The sequence below is a fragment of the Marivirga sp. genome, from assembly GCF_035704835.1.
In the GTDB taxonomy this organism is placed as follows: Bacteria; Bacteroidota; Bacteroidia; order Cytophagales; family Cyclobacteriaceae; genus Marivirga.
Window position 1 is genome coordinate 152,476 of sequence record NZ_DASSWQ010000023.1, and the last position, 21,537, is coordinate 174,012.

A 21,537-nucleotide genomic window follows, 5' to 3' on the forward strand; every position below is an offset into this window, starting at 1 on the left:
ACTTAATAAAGCTATCAAAATCCATTAAAATAACCTATTTTTGACCTTTTGGTAAAAACACTATGAGTACAGAAAAAGATAAAAAGAATACAGAATATTCAGCGGGTAATATTACCGTTTTAGAAGGCTTAGAGGCAGTTAGAAAACGACCAGCCATGTATATTGGTGATGTTGGGGTTAAAGGACTACACCATATGATATGGGAAGTAGTGGATAACTCCATTGATGAAGCCATGGCAGGACATTGTACTACAATTACGGTAGAATTGAACGAGGATAACTCGGTTACTGTAATGGATGATGGTCGTGGTATTCCAGTTGATATACACGAAAAAGAAGGTCGCTCTGCATTGGAAGTTGTAATGACTGTTCTACATGCTGGGGGTAAATTTGATAAAGATTCTTATAAAGTTTCTGGTGGTCTTCACGGTGTAGGGGTTTCTTGTGTGAATGCCTTATCTATTATGTTGAAAGCTACTGTTTACAGCAGAGATGGTAAAATTTACGAACAAGAATATTCTGAAGGTTTTCCAAAAGCGCCTGTAAAACCAGTTGGTGAAACTGATATCACGGGTACTAAAATTCAGTTCAAACCCGATTCCACTATTTTCATGGAAACGGAATTTAAATATGCAACAGTTGCTTCTCGTTTGAGAGAATTAGCATATTTGAATGCTGGAATTAAAATAAAATTACAAGATCATAGAGATAAAGACGATGACGGTAACTCGAAAGAAGAAAATTTCTTTTCAGAAGGTGGTCTTTTAGAGTTCGTGGAATATTTAGACGTAAGTCGCGAAAAATTAATTCCTCAACCAATTTATATGGAGGGGGAGAAAAATGGAGTACCAGTTCAGGTAGCTTTAAATTATAACACTTCCTACAGTGAAAATGTAGTTTCTTATGTAAATAACATTAACACGATAGAAGGAGGAACCCACGTTTCTGGTTTTAGAAGAGCATTAACCAGAACACTTAAAAGTTATGCAGACAAATCAGGACTTTTAGAGAAACAAAAAATTGAAATAACCGGAGATGATTTCCGTGAGGGATTAACAGCTATTATTTCAGTTAAAGTACAAGAGCCTCAGTTTGAAGGGCAAACCAAGACAAAATTAGGTAACTCCGATGTGATGGGTGCAGTGGAAAGCTGTGTATCTGAAACCTTACAATATTTCTTAGAGGAAAATCCTAAGGCAGCAAAAACCATCGTTCAAAAAGTGATTTTGGCAGCGCAAGCTAGGAATGCTGCTAAAAAAGCACGTGAAATGGTGCAAAGAAAGAATGTAATGACTGGTTCAGGCTTGCCTGGTAAACTAGCAGATTGCTCTGAAAAAGACCCTGCATTATGTGAAATATACTTGGTGGAGGGAGATTCTGCCGGTGGTTCTGCAAAACAAGGACGTGACCGTAACTTTCAAGCAATACTACCTTTGAAAGGTAAGATTTTGAATGTTGAAAAAGCACAAGAGCATAAGATTTACGATAATGATGAGATTAAGAATATTTTAACCGCATTAGGTGTGCGTATTGGAACTGAGGATGATGAGAAAGCACTTAATCTGGAAAAATTAAGGTATCATAAAATAGTGATCATGACCGATGCTGATATTGATGGATCTCACATTCGTACCTTAATTCTTACACTTTTCTTCCGCTATATGCGCGAACTGATTGATCTTGGTTATATTTATATAGCACAACCACCTTTATATTTAATTAAAAGAGGTAAAACAGAACGTTACGTCTTTACCGAAGATGAAAGAGTTCAGGTAGTGAAAGAAATTTCTCCCGATGGATCAGAAGGGTCTGTTCACCTACAACGATATAAAGGTCTTGGAGAAATGAATCCTGAGCAATTGTGGAGTACTACAATGGATCCTAAAACAAGAAAAATGAAGCAAGTTTCAGTTGAATCGGCTGCTGAAGCGGACCATTTATTTAGCATGTTAATGGGGGATGAAGTTCCACCAAGAAGAGATTTCATCGAAAAAAATGCAAAATATGCTAAGATTGATATTTAATCAATTTTAATAAAGCATAAAAAAAGCTCAAACTGAATGGTTTGAGCTTTTTTTATGTGCAAATTTCAATTCCTAAAGATTATTTTAGAACTTCTATTTAGTCTTCTATGGTATCATCGATTTCTAAAGTCTCTAGAATATCCGCAAGCTCATCAAAATCTTTGTACCCGGGTCTAATTTCTTCTCCGCCTTTCAAAGAGATTCCTTTGATTCCCGTTTCCTGAATTAGATTCAGTACATTATCATTACTAATATTAAAGCCCAGTAATATCGGGTAATCATTTGCAAGAGCAGTCACTTGAGCAACTATATTATCTTTATAATGATTTTCATTAGTAGATTCGAACAAGAAAAAAACTACCTTATCTTTAACATCATTCATGATGTTTTTTACTTCTTCGGCATCAGCTATTTTATCTATATCAAACCTCAGAATTTTCTTGAAATCCGGAAAAAGGTGCACTATTGCTGGATTATCAGTCTGAAGAAAATGAATTTCATAATCCTTAATAGAATTTTTGATTGATGCTTCAGATGCGCTTCCAAATTCGCCAACGAATTCCAAGCCGGAAACCCATCCTGTTAGTTCCATGAAGTTTTCTGGACTAACGTAAGAGGAATTCTGATTATCTAGGTTAAAGCCCATTAAATCTACCGTCATTCCAGCGCAATATCTGGCATCACTTAAATTATTTACTTCCGATATTTTAACAAAGGTTTTTAAGGCCATATTTTATAAAATTTAGAAACAAAAGTTATCAATTGTTTATAAACAAGAAAGCCTATCCAAAATGTTTGAATAGGCTTTAAAAGTGATCCGTTCAGGATTCGAACCTGAGACCTACTGCTTAGAAGGCAGTTGCTCTATCCAGCTGAGCTAACGGACCAAAAATGATATTTCAATGTTTTTTTATTTGCTTTTAGGTCTTTCCCCAAAAGCGAGTGCAAAGAAAAGTATTTTTAATTTTTAATGCAAAGCTTTTTGAATGATTTCTATTAAAAATTTGAAAGAAAATTGTTATCCTCTGTTTCTGAATAACTTAATTAAAAAGCTTTTTTCAACTTAAGGTCACCAAAGTGATTCCATCACCACCTCTTTCTACATGTTCGTCTTTCAAAGCTTTAATATAATTGTATTTCCTAAGGTAATCTCTAATGAATCTTCTTAAGATTCCATCGCCTCTTCCATGTAGAATACTAACTTCATGGTATCCTAAAACCATCGCGTCATCTACAAATCTATCAACGGATTGAATGGCTTCTTCAGACCTCATTCCTCTCACATCTATTTGATGTTTGAAATTTGTACTGCGCTCCACCATGCCAGTGGAAGTCCCTGAAAAACTTTTCTTCTTTTCTTTTTTGATGGCTGTTTTGGACATCTTCTCTAATCTATTGAGCTTTATTTTAGATTTGAGTTCACCCAGCATAATTTCAGCCTCTTTTTGACCTAATGACAACACTTCACCAATCGTATCCTGCCCATCAATTTTCACGTAATCGCCAACCTCTATAGCTCCACCAGCTGGTGTGAATTTAGGTTTTGCAGCTTGTTTTGACTTCTGTTCTTTAGGAAGATCTAATTTTTGGTCAAAATCAGTAAGTTGCTTACGGGCATTTTTAGTACGTTCTTTATCAGCTTGCGATTCTTTGATTTCTCTTATGGCTTGCTCTACTCTTTTGTTAGCTTCTTTTACAATGGCCTTCGCTTCCTGCTTGGCTTCTAAAATAATTTGCTTTTTCTGAGTTTTTAAGAATTCATTCAATTCATCGTAGTCTTGAGCGCTCTGTTCTAAATGGCCTTCCTTCTTCTGAATTTCCTTTATTTTAGCCTCTAACTCCCTTTTCTCTTTACCTAATTGATTTAGTAGCTTGTCATAGTTAACTCGTTCTGTCCCAATTTTTCCTTTTGCTTTTTGGAGAATAGTGGGAGGGATCCCCATTTTTTCAGCCACTTCAATAGCAAAAGAACTGCCCGGTTTGCCAATTTCCAATTCATAAAGAGGTTCTAGGTTTCGCTCATCGAATTTCATAGCGCCATTGACGACATTTTGGTTTTTCACCGCAAAATTTTTGATGTTATCATAATGGGTAGTAATTACACCGAATGCTTTTTGTTGATACAATTCTTCTAAAATAGATTCGGCAATAGCTCCTCCAAACCTTGGTTCTGTTCCCGTTCCAAATTCATCTATCAAAAACAAAGTCTGCTTATTAGAATGCAATAAAAAGTTCTTCATATTTTGAAGATGAGAACTGTAAGTACTCAAATCATTCTCAATACTTTGCTGATCGCCAATGTCTATAAATAGATTGTTAAAAACTCCGCACTTGCTATCGGGATGAACGGGAATTAATAATCCGCACTGAAGCATAAACTGTAAAAGCCCAACGGTTTTCAAAGCAACTGATTTACCTCCTGCATTGGGACCAGAAATAATTAATATCCTTTTATCTCCCTTTAACTGAATGGAAAGTGGGACTACTTTTTTATTGTTCTCCGCCAAGCTTAGCTTTAGAAGAGGGTGCTCTGCATTTCTAAATTCAATTATTCTGGAATTCTCTAACTCAGGCAGTACAGCTCCAATTTTTTGAGCAAAGCGCGCTTTAGCTCTAATAAAATCTACAATAGCTAAAAATCGATAAGCCTTATCAAGATTTTCTAATTCAGGCTTCACTAATGATGTCAATTGCGTTAGAATTTTCACAATTTCCCTTCTTTCAGCATATTGTAATTCTCTTACTTCATTGTTCAGCTCTAGCGCTTCTGTTGGTTCAATGTAAACGGTTTGGCCAGTTCCTGATTGGTCATGTATAAATCCTTTAACTCGTCTCTTGTACTCTGCTAAAACAGGAATCACAATTCTACCATCACGAACTGTAATAGAGGCATCCTCTGGTGTATATTTATTAGCGGAAGCTTGTTTGTATATTTTTTCTACTTCGCGTCTTAACTGTGTCTGGGCTTTGAATATATCGCTTCTAATTTGTTGCAATGCTGGACTGGCATTATTTCGTAAAGCACCTTTGTCATCAATTTTAGCATCAATGGCTTTGTATAATGTTGGCTCAAGATTTACTGCTTTTCTTAAATTAAAAAGGGTAGGATATTCATTTTCAAAATTATCAAAGAAGGAAATGCAGTCCAGAATAGTTTTAAGACTTAGTTTTAATTCAAAAAATTCATCTTCTGTAAGAAAAGCTCCATTTACTTTTGCTCTTTTGATGAAAGTAGAGACATCAATAAAATTAGATGAAGGAAAATATTCACCAGATTGAAAAATTTTCAGGAATTCATTTGTTTGTAATAGTAGTGTTTGAAGCTTATCGAATTTTGTGATAAAGTCCATTTTATCAACTATATCCTGACCCAAATTACTGCTGCACTCTGCAGAAATTAATTCTCGTACTTTATCAAATCCTATTCGTTGTTCAAAATCTAAGGGTAAATTCATAAATTATTTCAAATCTGGTACTTGTCTTAAACCTTGAGCATTTTTTACTTGTTCTTTAAGACTTATTGAATCAATTACGATATCATAAATAGATTCTAATTTGATAGGATTATCTAAATAATATTTAAAACTCTCCTTATATATAGAATCGGTGGTATTATGATCTTCGAATATTTTCAATTCATAATGACGCATAACTATCTGAGCAGAATCTTGTTTAATTCTTACATTATTAACTTTATGTTCTGCCAAATAAATATCGGATAGAATTTCTGCCATTTTTTCTGGTGCTATTACACCTTTTGGCACTTCTTCTTTTCCACTACAGGAAACTATTATTAATATTGTGATGATGTAGATAAGTTTTCTCATTTTTACATTATTATTAAAACTGTCTTCATCAAAATCGTTGCCAAAGATTTTGACAACTGATGAGGACAATTATCGTTATTTTTTTCGTTTGAGTTTTATGTATAGCAAAATTAACAAATTAAAAGACCTATTATGAGGGAGCTGTTTAAAAAGCTTCGAAAATATGAAATAAAAATTCGGAAAGCTGTCAACAATCAAATGCAGGGTGATTTTCATTCTGTATTTAAAGGTTCAGGTTTAGAATTTGATGACGTGCGTCCCTATCAATATGGAGATGATGTTCGTACTATCGATTGGAATGTTTCGGCAAAAGGGCATGGAACCTTTGTGAAAACATTCAAAGAAGATAAAGAACAAAGTGTTTATTTTTTAATAGACGTAAGTGCATCTCAAGAAATTGGTTTAGAAGGCAAACAAAAATCTGATATCGCAAAAGAGATAGCAGGGATTTTATGTATTTCTGCCCTAAAAGAAGGAAGCCAGATAGGTATGATTGGTTATTCTGATCAAAGAGAATTGTATATAAAACCTGGAAAAGGTCAAAAGCATGGGTATTATGCTATTACCAAGCTTTTTGATTTGCAGCCAGAATCTTTAAAAACTAGTTTGGATAAAGGGCTTTCTTATTTACTTGGTTTAGTAAAAAGAAGAAGTGTTATATTTTTGATCAGTGATTTTGTGGATGAGGGATATGAACAACATTTGAAAGCACTGGCTAGAAAACATGATTTAATTGTCATTCATGTTAAAGATAAATTAGAAACTGATTTACCCATGTTAGGGATAGTACCTATAAAAGATAAGGAAACAGGTAAAACAAGATGGGTAAATACCTCTAGCACTGCTTTTAAAAAGCATTTCCAGCAAAAGAATAAAGATCATTCTGCAGAATTAAAAGATATTTGTAAAAGGAACCAGGCAGATTATATATTGATTGATACTCAAGAGGATTACACCTCAAAATTAATTAAATTATTCAAAATCAGGAATTTAAGCAAGAAAAAAGCATGAAAAAATTTAGTTTGAGCTTAATTTTCAGTCTTGCATTTGGTATACATTTATTCGGTCAACAGATTCAACCGAAGGGACAGTTCTTACAGGATAGTATGGCTATCGGAGAGCCGATCCAATATAGTTTGAGTGTTCGTTATCCTGCTGAATTACAACTATTAATGCCTGATTCATCATTCATTTATGCTCCATTCGAATACACAAGCAAGCGCTATTTCCCTACCAAAACAGATAGTTTACAAAGTTTTGATAGCGTAGTATATACCTTGACTTCATTCGAAATTGATGAAGTTCAGAAGTTGAGATTACCGATATTTATTATTCAGGGAAGTGATAGCACAGCTGTTTATACAGAAATAGATTCTATCTTTTTAGAGGAGCAGATTCAGGTAGTAAGTGACAGCTTACAAATGAAAACGGAAACCAGTATTTCTAAACTGGAAAGAGACTTTAATTATCCTTATTTAATTGCCTTTTTAATTGCACTAGGGGTAGTTATTCTTCTTATTACCATATTTTTTGGTAAGAAAATAAGAAGAAAATGGCGTATCTGGCGATTGAATAAAAGGCATAAGAAGTTTAGAACTTCGTTTGAAAGCAAATTGGCTTCTGTAGGAGAAATGTCAGCAGAAAAAATTGAAAAAATGCTCTACACATGGAAAAAACATGCTGAATTTATTTCAAAATCACCTTATGCAAAATTGACGAGTAAAGAAATAAATGAACTGCAGCAGGATGAGGAATTATATGAAAACTTAAAGTCTGTTGATAAAACTATTTATTCATCAAAAGGAAGAGAAAATGCGACTAATGCCTTTCATTTTCTTTTGAATTATGCCGATGTTATTTTAGAAGAAAGAATTAAAGAAATTAGAGATGGAAAGTAATGATTGGTTAAGTTTAGATTGGTTTTCACCTGAACGGCTTAAAGCTTTTGATTATGAATTTCCAATGGCTTTTTATGGGATGATTGCCCTGCCAGTCATTTATTTATTGATAGAAGTCGTTAAAGGTAGATTTAGTCCAAAAGTACCGGTTGCTTTTAGGGGTGAAGGTATAGGTTTTCAATTTTCTTCTATTCTTAGATTTATTCCTTTAGTCCTTTTATTGTTTTCAGCTCTATTGATGTTACTTGCATTAGCTCGTCCTCAGCAAACCAATGAGCGTGTAGAGCAGTGGACTGAAGGGATTGATATTATGCTGGTGTTAGATATATCTGAATCTATGAAGATTCAAGACTTCACGCCTAATCGTCTTGAAGCCGCCAAAGAAGTCGCTATTAATTTTATAGATGGAAGATTCCAAGATAGGATAGGATTGACAATTTTTAGTGGTGAAGCTTATTCACTTTCTCCATTGACTACTGATTACAAGATGCTAAAAAATCTGATTTCTGATATTGATTTTAATATGATGGAAGCTTCTGGTACCGCAATTGGAAGTGCCTTGGCAGTGGGGACTAATAGAATGAGGGAATCGGATTCAAAATCTAAAGTACTAATATTATTAAGTGATGGAGATAGTAATGCAGGAAATATTGACCCTGAAACAGCAGCCAAATTAGCCAATGCTTTTGGTATTAAGATTTATACAATTGCCATTGGTAAAGAGGGGAAAGTACCTTATGGTAAAGATTTCTTTGGGCGAACTCGATATATAGAAAATTCTATGGATGTTACAGGTTTGAAAAATATTGCTGAAATAGGAGAGGGTGAATTTTATAGAGCAACAGACAATCAAGCACTTGAACAAGTTTTCAGTATTATTGACCAATATGAAAAAGCAGAAATTAAAGAGACTCGTTACAAAGACACCAAAGATTATTATGACGTTTATTTGAAATGGGCTATTGTCTTTTTTTTACTTTGGATGTTGACTAAATCAACTTACATCTCGAACGTTTTGGTGGATTAAACTACTACAAAAAATGGCCGACTATATGTCGGATTTTTTTGTCAATTATCTATAGGTAAATGCTTCCTATGCGTTTTAATCAATCCAAACAGTTTTCTGATTTATAAATTCTTTAATTCCCATTTCAGACAACTCTCTTCCATAACCGCTCATTTTAACTCCTCCAAAAGGAACTGCTGGATGTGAAGCCATTAATTTATTAATGTAAATTGCACCGCTTTCTACTTCTCTTACCAGTTTTTTAGCTTTTTCTATATCTTTACTCCATAAAGAACCTCCCAAGCCAAATCTGGAATCATTAGCTAGCTTAATAGCCTGTTCTTCATCTTTAGCAATTAAAACAATAGCAACAGGACCAAATAATTCTTGCTCATAAGCAGGCATTCCAGGTTTTACATCTGTGAGAATTGTCGGTTCAAAGAATGCTTTATTTCTCTTTCCTCCAATTAAAATTTTAGCCCCTTTTTCAACTGATTTCTGCACTTGCTCTTCCAGTTCTGCAGCTAAATCTTCTCTTGCCATGGAACCATAATCGAAATTATCATCAGAAGGATCTCCAATTTTGATTTTTTCAAATTCGCTTTTGAAAATATTAAGAAATTCATCTGAGATAGATTCTTCCAAAATAAAACGCTTCGCTGCTATACAGCTTTGCCCATTATTAATCATTCTGGCTTTGGCTCCGGTTTTAGCTGCTTTTTCAATGTCAGCATCTTTTAAGACGATAAATGGATCGCTACCTCCTAATTCCAAAACCGTTTTTTTAAGATTTTTCCCAGCTCTTTCGGCTACTTTACTTCCAGCTCCTTCGCTTCCTGTAAGTGTAGCCGCTTTCACTCTATGATCATCTAAAATCGTATTAATTTTTGATGAAGATATTAGAAGTGTTTGAAAACACCCTTTAGGAAATCCTGCATCTATTAAGACTTCTTGAATTGCTAAAGCACATTGTGGTACATTCGATGCATGTTTCAATAAGCCTACATTTCCTGCCATTAAATTAGGTGCTAGGAAACGGAAAACTTGCCAAAAAGGAAAATTCCATGGCATGATGGCTAGTACAATTCCAATTGGATCATGAGCAACATAGGCCTCACCCTCTGGCACTTCCAGCTTTTTATTAGATAGAAACTTCTCTGCATTTTCACCATAATATTCACATGCCAAGGCACATTTCTCCACCTCAGCTATAGCCTCTCTTTTGGCTTTACCCATTTCAACCGTCATTAGGCTGGCATAATGCTCTTTTCTTTCTCGAAGCAAAGCAGCTGCTTTTAAAATTAATTCTTTTCTATGATTAAAATTAGTTGTTCGCCAATACCGATAAGTGCTTTCTGCCAACTCAATTTTATCTAAAATCTGATTTTCATTTTCCTCTTCAAAAGATTTTACAACTTTATTATTGAATGGATTTCTACTTTCAATAGCCATATTAGGTCGCTTTTTGGGTTAAAAAATTATCGAATAACTTTATTTGCATGTATTCCAGCCGCGATTACTGCAAAGGAAGGAGCAAATAGAACACCAACAATAGGTATAAGTATAAACAGGTTTAAAGCTAAACCGTTACCTAAAACCAAACCTTTATGCTCGAAAATTTTATTCAGGCTGGTTTTTATGTCTAAATGGAAGTATTCATTCCTGTAATCGAGCATAGAAGCACCAAAGAAAAAGCTCTCCAAAAGGAAGACAGAAATGGCCAAAGCAGGAGAGAGGAAAGGGAGAATTAAACTCAGTGATATAAGGGCGAGATATAACAGTAAATTAAGATTGATAAGAATTATAGCCATAAGCATCCCTCTTCCAATTTCAGATATCAATCGGACTAAATTAATGGACTTTTTTTGTTGATTTAGAATATTTTGAGTTCGCTCAGATAAAATGGCTAAAACAGGTGCAAAAATTAGAAGCACTACGTATTTATAAAGATTGATATAAAGTGAAATTAATAGTAATCTAATAAATATAGAAATTATTATCTGCAAGATGCTGCCCCATTCTTTCCAGTCCTCTGGAAAACTAAAGGCTGTATAAATGAAATCAATAAGTTTACCAGTATATAGCCAGGCAATCAATCCAACAAAAATGAATGCAAAAAAATTGAAGAATGCAGCACCCAAAATAAAGCCTTTCATTTTGTGTCTTTTCACAAATTGAAAGGCTTCATAATAGGCTAATGTTGATTGACTAAATTCTCGGAAAAACCTTATCATTTTTCGATTGGTAATTTTGCTGCTTCCCAAGCTTGCATTCCACCAGTAACATTAATAATATGTTTAAAACCTGCTTCTTTCATTTGGTTTAAAGCTTTCTGACTTCTACTACCAGATCTGCAAATCACATAATAGGTTTTTTCTTTGTCTAGTTTTTGAATGGAAGTTGTAAAAAGATCCGTTTTTAAAACATCTAGATTTTCACTTCCAGCTATTCTGCCTTCGGAAAATTCTTGAGCAGTCCTCACATCTAGAACTACCTTGCTATCATCTCCCCTAAAATTTACTGTATTTAGTTCGCCAACTGTCATATTATCTTGAGGATTGCTCTGAGCACAAGCTGTGATTAAAAATGCAGATAGGATAAGTGTAAATATGGATTTCATAAGTGTCTTTTAAATAATATGTACAAACGCAAAACATATAATAAAATCTAATCTATCAATGCTTACCGATTTAGAAGAACAAGATTTTGGGTCAAAGTCTCTTTTAGGTGAAATTTTTGATTCTGAATAGATTTGAATTTTTTACTCTCAACTCACTGGTAATTAACTATTACTTGAGGTAAAAACGTAATTCTCTGTCCTGTGTAAAATGATTTCTTATAATTTATTGGTTAAAGAGTGCCCATTTTCAAAAGCGATATTTTTATGCGAAGTTAAATGGAACAAGACTCTAGAATAGTTTTTATCCTTAAACATATATTCATCACTTCTTACTTCGAACTTCAAACCTCCTAGCTCTATCTATTCCATTCTCTCAATCTTTGCACCCAATGCATTCAATCTGGTATCAATGTTTTGATAACCTCTATCAATTTGTTCTACGTTATGAATTGTACTTTCACCCTCAGCAGATAAAGCAGCAATTAATAAAGAAACCCCAGCTCTAATGTCAGGAGAAGTCATTGAAATTCCTCTTAAATTAATTTGTCTGTCTAAACCAATAACGGTAGCTCTGTGGGGATCACATAAGATGATTTGAGCGCCCATATCGATTAATTTATCAACAAAGAACAATCTGCTCTCAAACATTTTTTGATGGACCAAAACCGTTCCTTTTGCTTGAGTAGCTACTACCAATACAATGCTTAGTAAGTCAGGTGTGAATCCTGGCCATATTGCATCAGCAATGGTCATGATGGAACCGTCAATGAATGTTTCTATTTCGTAATGCTGTTGGGAAGGGATGAATATATCATCTCCTCTGAATTCCATTTTAATCCCTAATCTTTGAAAAGTTTCTGGAATAATTCCTAAATGTTCAACACCTGCATTTTTAATCGTAATTTCTGATTGTGTCATAGCTGCCAATCCAATGAAACTGCCAATTTCAATCATGTCAGGCAACATGGTGTGTTCTGTTCCTTTTAACTCTTTAACACCTTCAATGTGTAGAAGATTGGAGCCAATACCGTCAATTTTCGCACCCATTCTCACCAACATTTTGCACAGTTGTTGCAAATAAGGTTCACATGCTGCATTATAAATGGTCGTTTTTCCTTCAGCCATAGAGGCAGCCATTATAATATTGGCTGTTCCAGTGACTGAAGCTTCATCTAAATGAATGTAAGCACCTTTTAAACTCGATGCATCAATATGGTAGTAACTTTTTTCTGATTCAAACAGAAATTTTGCCCCAAGTTTTTGGAAGCCTATAAAGTGAGTATCTAACCTTCTTCTACCGATTTTATCCCCACCTGGTTTAGGAATCATTGCTTTACCAAATCTTGCTAATAGTGGACCTAATAGCATAATGGAACCTCTTAAAGAGGCTGCTTTTTTGGTATACTCTGCAGTACCGAAAAACTCAAGATTTACCTTCTTAGCCGTAAATTCATAACTTTCTTCACCCAACTGATTGACCTCAACTCCTAAATCTTTTAATAATTCAATGAGCTTATTGACATCTACTATATTGGGAACTTTGTGAATAGTAACTTTCTCTGAAGTTAATAAAACAGCGCAAAGGATTTGTAAAGCCTCATTTTTTGCACCTTGTGGATGTATTTCACCTGACAGTTTTTTTCCTCCAGTAATTTTAAATGATGCCATCGATTAATTTCTTCTTCTTTTTGGATTGTTACCTTTACTTGGTCTTTTGCCTTTATTAGAATTCCTTGGTCTGTTTTCTTTGAAAATGGCATCAAAACCATTTGTTGCTTTTACGTGCTCAATATCAACAGTAAGTTTTCCATTTGATAATTGTGAGATGTTATCAGCAATAGCTTCTTCTACTACATTATCTCTATTCCAAGTAGTATAGAAAGTTTTCATTAAACGTCCTATATAATAAACAGCAGCTCGTTTTTCTTCCTCATCTTCAATGGTGATGGCTTTTTCTACAAGCAACTCAATATTACGGCCATAATGCTTAAATTTAACTTCTCCGGTAGCATATTTTACTGGCTGTGGTTTTTTACCTAAGATTTCTTTTTCCGGCATAGGAAAAGGACTATCTACATCCAAATTGAAATCTGACATGATATATAAATCATCCCAGTATTTCTGCATATTTTCATTTGTATAGTCTTTTGGCCCGCTGCTTAGTTGCTTTATTAAATCAACAACAGTATTAGCCATTTTATTACGCGTCTCTTTATCTTCTACGGTACGCAAATGTTTTACCAACTTCTGGACATTGCGGCCATATTCTTTTAACTTCATTTCAGGTCTCTGGGTATTGTAATCTAACATAGTCTTCCTTAGCTTATTCTTTCACAAAGGTAGAAAATTAGAAAGAAATAACAGGCATTACAATTTTATCCTTTAAAAATTAAAAATTCAGGCGCTAATAAGTGATTTTAATGCTTTTCATCAGCTAAATACCAAAGCTTATATAAAATGCATTGGCATATTAAATAGAATTAACCATTTTTGAAATTGAATTAAAACCAAAATTTAATCATTATGAAAATAAAATTAGTAGGATTAGTAACGGCAATACTCATGAGTACAGTAGTTGCTTTCGCTCAAACTGATCGTTGGCAGCAAGCTATTGATTATGAAATAGAGATTGATATGGATGTGGAAACGCACCGTTTTGATGGTAAACAAAAAGCTGTTTATACCAATAATTCTCCAGACGAATTAAATAAAGTGTTTTATCATCTTTATTATAACGCATTTCAGCCAAATAGTATGATGGATGTTCGCTCAAGAACAATTCAAGATCCTGATAGAAGAGTAGGAGATAGAATTAGTAAATTAAGTGAAGAGGAAATTGGCTATCAAAAAATTAAAAACTTAACTCAAGATGGGAAAAAAGTAGATTTTGTAGTAGATGGAACTATTCTTGAAGTTAACTTAAATAAGCCTATAAAATCTGGCGAGTCTTCTACTTTTGAAATGGAATTTGAAGCACAGGTTCCAGTGCAAATCAGAAGAACAGGAAGAGATAACGAGGAAGGAATCAGCTACTCAATGGCACAATGGTATCCAAAAATGGTAGAATATGATTACCAAGGATGGCATACAAATCCTTATATAGGCAGAGAGTTTCATGGTGTTTGGGGAGATTTTGATGTGAAAATCACAATTGATAAAGATTTCGTTTTAGGTGGAACAGGATATGTGCAAAATCCTAATGAAGTTGGACATGGATACCAAGCGGATGGAGTGAAGCCGGGTAAAGGTAAAAATGGAAAACACACGTGGCATTTTAAAGCTCCTAATGTGATTGATTTCATGTGGGCTGCTGACCCAGATTTTACCCATACAAAAGCGCAAGTTCCTAATGGACCTGAATTGCATTTCTTATATCAAATGAATGATGCAACAAAAGAAAACTGGGAAAAATTACCTGAGTATACTATTAAAGCATTTGAATATGCGAACGAAACCTTCGGTAAATATCCATATAAGCAATTTTCAGTGATTCAAGGTGGTGATGGCGGAATGGAGTACCCTATGTCTACATTGATTACTGGAGAACGGAGCTTAGGAAGTCTTGTAGGAGTTACTGTTCATGAGATGTTTCACAGCTGGTATCAAGGGGTGTTAGCTACAAACGAAGCATTATATGAGTGGATGGATGAAGGTTTCACTTCATTTGCGTCCTCAGAAACGATGAATGTAATCATGGATCAAGGTCAGGAAAATCCACAATTAGGTAATTATAGAGGATATTTTGCTTTGGCAAATAGTGATTATGAGGAACCAATGAGTACGCACGCTGATCATTATTCAACTAATTTCGCTTATGGAAGAGCGGCTTATTCCAAAGGAGCTACCTTTTTAGGTCAATTAAGATATATTATGGGAGAGGATGTTTTTTATCCGGCAATGAGAACTTATTTCGATAAGTGGAAATTCAAACACCCTAACGATAACGATTTCATCCGGGTAATGGAAAAGGCTTCAGATTTAGAATTAGATTGGTATAAAGAATATTTCGTATACTCTACCAAAAAAATTGATTATGGTTTCAAGTCTGTACTAGAAAAAGATGGAAAAACTTTCGTTACTTTAGAAAAGGTGGGAGAAATGCCGATGCCAATAGAAGTAACCATAACCTATAATGATGGAACTGATGAACTTATTTACATTCCTTTAAGAATAATGAGAGGAGAAAAATCATTTAGTTCCGATTCAAAGGTGACAACTTTAGCGGATTGGCCATGGGTATTTCCAACTTACACTTTTGAATTAGATCAACCTTCAGCTAATATTAAAAGTATGGTTATTGATGAAAAAGAGGGAATTGCTGATATTGAAAGAGAGAATAATATATTCGATGTAGAGAAACATTTAAAACCTACATTTGAAAATTAATTAAACTTTATTTTTAAAAAAGTCTTTACAGGAAATCCAGAAAGTGAATTGCTTTCGTAAATTGGACAAACTGTAAAGACTTTTTTTATTATGGATAATCAATCAACATCATCAATCCAGTGGAAACAAATGTTTAGCTTATTAGCTTTATATGCTTCCGTAATTATAGGTTGGATAGCTTATCATCGTTATCAACCAGCACTTTTGGATACTTTTAATATGACTGAATTTGAGCCGATTTTGATATGGGGTCAAGCGATCATATTAATTATTACACCACCATTAGCTGGATATTTGGGAGATAAATATCGAAATAAATTAGGCAACAGATTAAGAATTGTAACCTTAGGGGTGAGCTTTGCTGCCATGATTTTTATGACTGTGGCATTTACTTTAATTGTAAATCCACCACAATCATTTGTGGTTTATGCACTCCCTGTATTAGTAATATTGTGGTTATTCGCTATGAGCTTATTTACAAGTCCAGCAATATCTACTATTGAAATGTTTAGTCCTAGCACTAAATTACCTATTACAGTTGCAGCATTAACGATCACTTCAGATTTACTTTATTCCTTAGAGCCTGTAATTGTTGATATAATTGATTATTTAGGAGGTGCTGCAACTTTTGCGGTGGGAGGTATTATAGTTTCCATTTCTGGATATTTACTACGAAAATTTTCTTTAGAAGTGACTGATAATGGGCAAGAAGCACGACCTGATGACTATAATCCTAAAACCAAAATGGGTAAAGTTATTTTGCTAGGTATTGGTATGGGCTTGTTTTCAGGCTTAATTATTGAAGTTTTTCCAGATTACTTAGACAAATTAAAATCAATAGTAGGCATTACAGGTCAATGGATTTCTTCAATTGTTTTGATACTTACCGCCATCTTTTCCATTATTATCAGTAGAAAGGTGACCAAAAATAATATCATTAAATTACTGTCTATAGGGTTGGTTTTTGCTGCTATTAGTACGTTAGGAATTTTTACTATTTCAAGTGATATGCTTGTCATTGTTGCATTAGTTGTATTCGCAGTTTTTTATGCTATGGTTAATGTTACTGCACTTCCTTTGGCTCTGCAAAATACGAGTGTAAAAGAGAAAGTATTGGGTGTTGGGATTTTCTTTTGTGGTTTTGAAATCCCAAATAGTGTTATAGATGTTTTGTTGATGTAATTACCCAATTTGAATGAATAAGGAGAAGAATAATGATACAATATTGGTAACATTATTCTTCTCCTAAGTTCATTAAGTGAATGGCTACTATGCCAGCCGTTTCTGTTCTTAACCTACTATTTCCTAAACTAACCGATACAAAACCATTTTGCCGTGCAAGCTCAATTTCTTCTTTTGTAAAATCACCTTCAGGACCGATTAATATCAAAGCGTCCTCCTGCTTTCTCAGTTGAGTTTTGAAATGCAAAGGATTATCGAAATCTACAAAAGCGATGTATTTATTTTTTGCATTTGGAGAAGAAATGAAATCCTTGAACTTTCTCAGTTCATTTAATCTTGGTTGATACGCTTTTATAGATTGTTTCATTGCACTTACAACTTTCTTCTCAAGCCGGTCTAATTTTAAAATATTTCGTTCTGAGTTTTGACACTCCAAAAAACTGATCTCATCTATACCAATTTCAGTAGCCTTTTCTACTAACCATTCCATTCGGTCAAGATTTTTTGTAGGAGCGATTGCAAGATGTCTGTGAATAGTTGGCTTTTTGTCATTTATTTTTTCAAATACCTCAAATTCACATTTCTTATGATTCACATTGGAAATTTTAGCTTTATAGAAAGTTCCTTTTCCATCTATGATCTGAATTTCATCCCCTAGCTGTTTCCTCAAGACCTTAATACAATGTTTGGATTCTTCTGGTTCTAAGTAATTGACGTTTGGAAGTTCGGATTGGTAGAATATCTGCATATGCAAATCTAATTATTTTTATAAAAAGGTGGCTTTTTAGGAGCAAATAGGTGTAGGTGTTATCAAATGTGTGAAGAGGTTTTTTAATTAGATACATTCCTTTAATTTTGTTGCTGCTTTAAAATAATATATGGATTATCTCAGAGGGCTTATAGGATTATTGGTTTTGGTGGGCTTTGCCTGGCTTTTTTCAGTCAATAAAAAGAAAATTGACTGGCGTTTAGTGGGTACAGGTTTACTTTTACAGGTAATTTTTGGTCTACTCATTACTAAAGTTGAGTTTGTTGAAGTAATATTTAAAAAGGTTTCTGAGGCTTTTGTAATCTTTTTAAGTTTTTCAGGCGATGGAGCCCGGTTTCTTTTTGGAGATTTAGCAGGAGATTCTTTCGGTTTTATTTTTGCATTTCAGGTTTTACCTACTGTTATTTTCTTTTCCACAGTTACCGCTGGCTTATATTACTTAGGCATTTTACAAAAACTGGTCTATGGTATTGCTTGGGTAATGTCCAAAAGCATGAGGCTCTCAGGTGCCGAGAGTTTGTCAGCTGCTGGAAATATATTTTTAGGACAAACAGAGGCACCTTTACTAGTAAGACCCTTTGTTCCTAATATGACTCGTTCCGAATTAATGTGTTTGATGACAGGTGGAATGGCCACTATTGCTGGAGGAGTACTAGCTGGTTATGTTGCTTTTTTAGGTGGAGACGACCCAGTGGAGAAAGCACGTTTTGCTTCCTATTTGCTAAGTGCTTCGATTATGAATGCACCAGCTGCAATTGTAATTTCAAAGATTTTAATTCCTGAAACTAATCCTGATGGGATAGATGACAGACTAAATGTAAGTCAAGATAAACTGGGCGTAAATTTAATTGATGCGCTATCAAATGGTGCAGCGGAAGGCTTAAAATTAGCCTTAAATATCGGAGGAATGCTTTTAGCTTTTATAGCTGTTATTGCTGCTATTAATTATTTTTTAGGAAATATGATAGGTGAATGGACAGGTTTAAATGCTTTTGTAGCAAGCTCCACTAATGGTACATTTGATAATTTTAGTCTTGAATATATCTTAGGACAAGCATTTCGGCTTTTTGCATTTGCCATGGGCGTGGAGTGGAATGATACGTTGGCGGTCGGGAGTTTACTTGGTCAAAAAACAGCTATAAATGAATTTGTAGCTTATCTTGGACTTGCAGAAATGAAAGCGGATAATTTGTTGAGCGATAAATCTATAATTATTGCAACTTATGCATTATGTGGTTTTTCAAACTTTAGTTCAATTGCAATTCAAGTTGGAGGTATTGGTGGAATGGCTCCTAATCAGCAAGGTAATTTATCTAAACTTGGAATGAGAGCCCTTCTTGCAGCAACGATAGCTTGTATGATGACTGCTACCATTGCTGGAGCTCTAGTGGAATAATTAATCTGTTTTAAATGGACTACAGTTTTTTAATTTATGGCTCAAACAATAGAAAGAAGTGATGGCTTTGTTTTTAATTTTGCTTTGCTGAAATCTTAGTTTTCTATTTCTTTTGCAAAATAACAATAGGTTAATGTGAATTTGTAGCTGCAATTAGCTGTAATTTTGTTAATTTGTTATTGAAGCTCTTATTTAAGTCTGATCTAAAATTTTATTCTTTTTAGTTCAGATAATTCAAAAGCTTTTTAAATTTAGAGATTGAATAATATCCAATGGCAATAGATAGAATAAACTCATTAATAAATAGAAGTAATTTAGTAAGTCGTGACTTAAGTTGGTTGCAATTTAATTACAGAGTATTGGATTTGGCTCGTAAGCCTAACAGGACCGTATTTGAGAGACTTAAATTTTTAGCCATTACAGCCTCCAATCTGGATGAGTTTTTTATGATACGAGTGGGCTCACTTTATAACTATATAGACTACGGTAGGGAACGTATCGACTATTCAGGTTTAAGAGAACTACCTTTCCGTAAAAAGTTATTAACCGAGTGTCAGAATTTTGTAAAAGAGCAGAATAAGATTTTCGAAAATGATCTTGAGCCATTATTTGAAGAAAATAATTTAAAAATTGCAGAATTAAGTAATTTAACGCCCAATGAATTAAAGAAAGCAAATGGTTTTTTCGATAAAATCATTTTCCCAATGCTTACCCCCATGGTATATGATAATTACCATACATTTCCAATTCTGATGAATAAATTACTTATTTTTTCTGTAGTTACCAGGACCTTCGGAGAGAAAAAGGATAATAAAAAGCTTTCTTTTATACAGATTCCGCAGAATATTCAACGTTTCTATGAGGTAGAAAGAGAAGATAGAATGCTTTTCATTCCAATAGAAGAATTGGTCAAAGCCAATATTGATAAGCTTTTCAGGAATATTGAAATAATTTCTGTTAATCTATTCCGAATCACTCGAAATGGGGATTTCACACTGGAAGAAAGTGATGATATTGAAGCCAATTTCTTAGAAGAGATGCGTAAAAAGCTGAAAACAAGAAAGACGGGTAGGGTAGTGCGTATCGAAATCGATAAAGATTATGATAAATGGATGATGAAAATTCTTTGCGATCGTTGGGAGATTGACAAAGACAATATCTTCAAATTTAATAAAGGAGATTTAGTGGATTACAGTGCCTTATGGCAAATTATTAAACACACTGATTTCAAAGATAAAATTCCATCAACTCCAGATCCTGTGCCACCTTTAGCATTCCCAGAGCACAAATCTGATTCTGATAATATCTTCGAAATATTAAAAGATAGGGATATATTACTGCATCATCCATACAATAATATTGAGCCGGTTATTGATATGCTTGAAAAAGCTTCGGAGGATCCTAAAGTTTTATCCATTAAATTGACTATTTATCGATTGGCGGAGGATTCAAGAATTACAACTGCTCTACTGAAGGCAGCAGAAAATGGAATTCACGTTTCTGTGCTTTTCGAAGTGAAAGCACGATTCGATGAGGAAAATAATATTAGGGAAGCGAAAAGATTGCAAAAAGCAGGATGTTTTGTAATCTACGGTATAAGTCGTTATAAGACTCATACCAAATTGCTCATGATAGTTCGAAAGGAGAAGGAGAAAGTTACGCGCTACTTACACATGGCCAGCGGAAATTATAATGAGGAAACAGCTAGGCTTTATACCGACATTGGTTTAATGACCACCGATGAAATCTATGCTCAAGATATTTCAGAATTCTTTAATGTAATCACTGGTCATAGTTTGCCGCATGAATACCAAAGATTGATTACAGCTCCAAAAGATATGCGAACGCGTTTAATAAATCTAATTCAACAAGAAGCAGAAAATGCTAAAGCTGGTTTATCTTCAGGGATTTGCATAAAAATCAATTCTTTGGAAGATAAAGAAACAATAGAAGAATTATATGCTGCTTCTCAGGCGGGTGTAAGAATTAAATTGATAGTACGAGGGATTTGCTGCCTGAGACCAGGAAGAAAAGGATTAAGTGAAAATATCACAGTACGCTCAATTGTTGGTAATTATTTAGAACATTCCCGTATTTATTATTTCCATAACAATGGAGATCCTAAAGTATATGGTGGCAGCGCTGATATGATGGTAAGATCCTTTGAACGCAGGCTAGAATCTTTATTCTTAATTGTAGATGATACCTTAAAGAGACAAGTCATGAATATTCTCAGATATAATTTGCGAGATAATGTCAATTCTTATGATATGAATGAGGAAAGTTATTATAAAGTAGTGGAACGTAATGAAGAACCAATTTTTAATATTCATGAAGAGTTTTTTAACTTGACTCCAGAATTGATTGAGAATGTTCGATTGTTTGATTAATAACTATTGTTTGCTCGAATTCGATTTTTATCAATATTT

General features: G+C 34.0%; 17 protein-coding genes and 1 tRNA gene. 8 read left to right on the forward strand and 10 right to left on the reverse strand.

What is annotated here, in order from left to right; all coding sequences use genetic code 11:
• Positions 1 to 62 precede the first annotated feature (62 nt).
• Positions 63 to 2,024, forward strand: a complete 1,962-nt coding sequence (gene gyrB / locus VFM92_RS04350; RefSeq protein ID WP_325120971.1) for a DNA topoisomerase (ATP-hydrolyzing) subunit B — start codon at positions 63 to 65, stop codon at positions 2,022 to 2,024.
• A 97-nt stretch (positions 2,025 to 2,121) separates the two neighbouring features.
• Here the strand turns inward: gyrB and VFM92_RS04355 are convergent, their stop codons facing one another.
• From VFM92_RS04355 to VFM92_RS04370, 4 genes are all read right to left on the reverse strand, one after another.
• Complete coding sequence (locus tag VFM92_RS04355) at positions 2,122 to 2,754, reverse strand: phosphoribosylanthranilate isomerase (protein ID WP_325120972.1); 633 nt, start codon at positions 2,752 to 2,754, stop codon at positions 2,122 to 2,124.
• A gap of 83 nt (positions 2,755 to 2,837) precedes the next feature.
• Positions 2,838 to 2,911 (reverse strand) — tRNA-Arg (locus VFM92_RS04360).
• Between the two features lie 171 nt (positions 2,912 to 3,082).
• Positions 3,083 to 5,479 (reverse strand): endonuclease MutS2, encoded by a 2,397-nt coding sequence (locus tag VFM92_RS04365; protein WP_325120973.1) that lies wholly within the window; start codon positions 5,477 to 5,479, stop codon positions 3,083 to 3,085.
• A 3-nt stretch (positions 5,480 to 5,482) separates the two neighbouring features.
• Positions 5,483 to 5,851 (reverse strand): DUF4296 domain-containing protein, encoded by a 369-nt coding sequence (locus tag VFM92_RS04370; RefSeq protein WP_325120974.1) that lies wholly within the window; start codon positions 5,849 to 5,851, stop codon positions 5,483 to 5,485.
• A gap of 132 nt (positions 5,852 to 5,983) precedes the next feature.
• Between VFM92_RS04370 and VFM92_RS04375 the strand changes: the two genes are divergently transcribed.
• From VFM92_RS04375 to VFM92_RS04385, 3 genes are read left to right on the forward strand one after another with little or no spacing between them, the layout of a single operon-like run.
• Positions 5,984 to 6,862, forward strand: a complete 879-nt coding sequence (locus tag VFM92_RS04375; protein ID WP_325120975.1) for a DUF58 domain-containing protein — start codon at positions 5,984 to 5,986, stop codon at positions 6,860 to 6,862.
• A complete protein-coding gene (locus VFM92_RS04380; protein ID WP_325120976.1) occupies positions 6,859 to 7,749 on the forward strand; it encodes a hypothetical protein in 891 nt (296 codons plus the stop codon). Before VFM92_RS04375 ends, VFM92_RS04380 begins: the two co-directional genes overlap by 4 nt.
• Positions 7,739 to 8,776 (forward strand): VWA domain-containing protein, encoded by a 1,038-nt coding sequence (locus VFM92_RS04385; protein ID WP_325120977.1) that lies wholly within the window; start codon positions 7,739 to 7,741, stop codon positions 8,774 to 8,776. Before VFM92_RS04380 ends, VFM92_RS04385 begins: the two co-directional genes overlap by 11 nt.
• Before the next feature lie 75 nt (positions 8,777 to 8,851).
• Here VFM92_RS04385 and VFM92_RS04390 read toward each other — a convergent pair whose 3' ends face one another.
• The 5 genes from VFM92_RS04390 to VFM92_RS04410 form a co-directional block, all read right to left on the reverse strand.
• Positions 8,852 to 10,207: an NAD-dependent succinate-semialdehyde dehydrogenase gene (locus VFM92_RS04390; RefSeq protein WP_325120978.1), complete on the reverse strand. Its 1,356-nt coding sequence runs from the start codon at positions 10,205 to 10,207 to the stop codon at positions 8,852 to 8,854.
• A 26-nt stretch (positions 10,208 to 10,233) separates the two neighbouring features.
• Entirely contained in the window at positions 10,234 to 10,989 is a 756-nt protein-coding gene (locus VFM92_RS04395) for an EI24 domain-containing protein (RefSeq protein ID WP_325120979.1), read from the reverse strand.
• Positions 10,986 to 11,375, reverse strand: a complete 390-nt coding sequence (locus VFM92_RS04400; RefSeq protein ID WP_325120980.1) for a rhodanese-like domain-containing protein — start codon at positions 11,373 to 11,375, stop codon at positions 10,986 to 10,988. Before VFM92_RS04400 ends, VFM92_RS04395 begins: the two co-directional genes overlap by 4 nt.
• A gap of 360 nt (positions 11,376 to 11,735) precedes the next feature.
• Positions 11,736 to 13,043: a UDP-N-acetylglucosamine 1-carboxyvinyltransferase gene (gene murA, locus VFM92_RS04405; protein WP_325120981.1), complete on the reverse strand. Its 1,308-nt coding sequence runs from the start codon at positions 13,041 to 13,043 to the stop codon at positions 11,736 to 11,738.
• Between the two features lie 3 nt (positions 13,044 to 13,046).
• A complete protein-coding gene (locus VFM92_RS04410; RefSeq protein WP_325120982.1) occupies positions 13,047 to 13,685 on the reverse strand; it encodes a DUF4290 domain-containing protein in 639 nt (212 codons plus the stop codon).
• Between the two features lie 213 nt (positions 13,686 to 13,898).
• On the opposite strand from VFM92_RS04410, the gene VFM92_RS04415 reads away from it, so the two are divergent.
• Both VFM92_RS04415 and VFM92_RS04420 read left to right on the forward strand, forming a co-directional pair.
• Positions 13,899 to 15,761 carry a M1 family metallopeptidase gene (locus VFM92_RS04415; RefSeq protein ID WP_325120983.1) on the forward strand — a complete coding sequence of 621 codons (1,863 nt, stop codon included), beginning with the start codon at positions 13,899 to 13,901 and terminating at the stop codon, positions 15,759 to 15,761.
• A 90-nt stretch (positions 15,762 to 15,851) separates the two neighbouring features.
• Positions 15,852 to 16,943, forward strand: a complete 1,092-nt coding sequence (locus VFM92_RS04420) for an MFS transporter (RefSeq protein ID WP_325120984.1) — start codon at positions 15,852 to 15,854, stop codon at positions 16,941 to 16,943.
• 52 nt (positions 16,944 to 16,995) lie between these two features.
• Here the strand turns inward: VFM92_RS04420 and VFM92_RS04425 are convergent, their stop codons facing one another.
• A complete protein-coding gene (locus VFM92_RS04425; protein WP_325120985.1) occupies positions 16,996 to 17,691 on the reverse strand; it encodes a 16S rRNA (uracil(1498)-N(3))-methyltransferase in 696 nt (231 codons plus the stop codon).
• Positions 17,692 to 17,821: 130 nt separating this feature from the next.
• Here VFM92_RS04425 and VFM92_RS04430 point away from each other — a divergent pair, with 130 nt between their 5' ends.
• On the forward strand, positions 17,822 to 19,108 hold the full coding sequence (locus VFM92_RS04430) for a NupC/NupG family nucleoside CNT transporter (RefSeq protein WP_325120986.1): 1,287 nt from the start codon (positions 17,822 to 17,824) through the stop codon (positions 19,106 to 19,108).
• A 272-nt stretch (positions 19,109 to 19,380) separates the two neighbouring features.
• Positions 19,381 to 21,498 (forward strand): polyphosphate kinase 1, encoded by a 2,118-nt coding sequence (gene ppk1, locus VFM92_RS04435; protein ID WP_325120987.1) that lies wholly within the window; start codon positions 19,381 to 19,383, stop codon positions 21,496 to 21,498.
• The last annotated feature ends 39 nt before the right edge of the window (positions 21,499 to 21,537 follow it).

Bases quoted from the DNA above. Each gene is read 5' to 3' on its own strand.
- VFM92_RS04380 (WP_325120976.1), top strand. From the start codon at position 6,859: ATGAAAAAATTTAGTTTGAGCTTAATTTTCAGTCTTGCATTTGGTATA.
- ppk1 (WP_325120987.1), top strand. From the start codon at position 19,381: ATGGCAATAGATAGAATAAACTCATTAATAAATAGAAGTAATTTAGTA.
- VFM92_RS04415 (WP_325120983.1), top strand. From the start codon at position 13,899: ATGAAAATAAAATTAGTAGGATTAGTAACGGCAATACTCATGAGTACA.
- VFM92_RS04420 (WP_325120984.1), top strand. From the start codon at position 15,852: ATGGATAATCAATCAACATCATCAATCCAGTGGAAACAAATGTTTAGC.
- VFM92_RS04390 (WP_325120978.1), bottom strand. From the start codon at position 10,207: ATGGCTATTGAAAGTAGAAATCCATTCAATAATAAAGTTGTAAAATCT.
- VFM92_RS04425 (WP_325120985.1), bottom strand. From the start codon at position 17,691: ATGCAGATATTCTACCAATCCGAACTTCCAAACGTCAATTACTTAGAA.
- VFM92_RS04365 (WP_325120973.1), bottom strand. From the start codon at position 5,479: ATGAATTTACCCTTAGATTTTGAACAACGAATAGGATTTGATAAAGTA.
- VFM92_RS04370 (WP_325120974.1), bottom strand. From the start codon at position 5,851: ATGAGAAAACTTATCTACATCATCACAATATTAATAATAGTTTCCTGT.
- VFM92_RS04355 (WP_325120972.1), bottom strand. From the start codon at position 2,754: ATGGCCTTAAAAACCTTTGTTAAAATATCGGAAGTAAATAATTTAAGT.
- VFM92_RS04430 (WP_325120986.1), top strand. From the start codon at position 17,822: ATGGATTATCTCAGAGGGCTTATAGGATTATTGGTTTTGGTGGGCTTT.
- VFM92_RS04395 (WP_325120979.1), bottom strand. From the start codon at position 10,989: ATGATAAGGTTTTTCCGAGAATTTAGTCAATCAACATTAGCCTATTAT.
- gyrB (WP_325120971.1), top strand. From the start codon at position 63: ATGAGTACAGAAAAAGATAAAAAGAATACAGAATATTCAGCGGGTAAT.
- VFM92_RS04410 (WP_325120982.1), bottom strand. From the start codon at position 13,685: ATGTTAGATTACAATACCCAGAGACCTGAAATGAAGTTAAAAGAATAT.
- murA (WP_325120981.1), bottom strand. From the start codon at position 13,043: ATGGCATCATTTAAAATTACTGGAGGAAAAAAACTGTCAGGTGAAATA.
- VFM92_RS04400 (WP_325120980.1), bottom strand. From the start codon at position 11,375: ATGAAATCCATATTTACACTTATCCTATCTGCATTTTTAATCACAGCT.
- VFM92_RS04385 (WP_325120977.1), top strand. From the start codon at position 7,739: ATGGAAAGTAATGATTGGTTAAGTTTAGATTGGTTTTCACCTGAACGG.
- VFM92_RS04375 (WP_325120975.1), top strand. From the start codon at position 5,984: ATGAGGGAGCTGTTTAAAAAGCTTCGAAAATATGAAATAAAAATTCGG.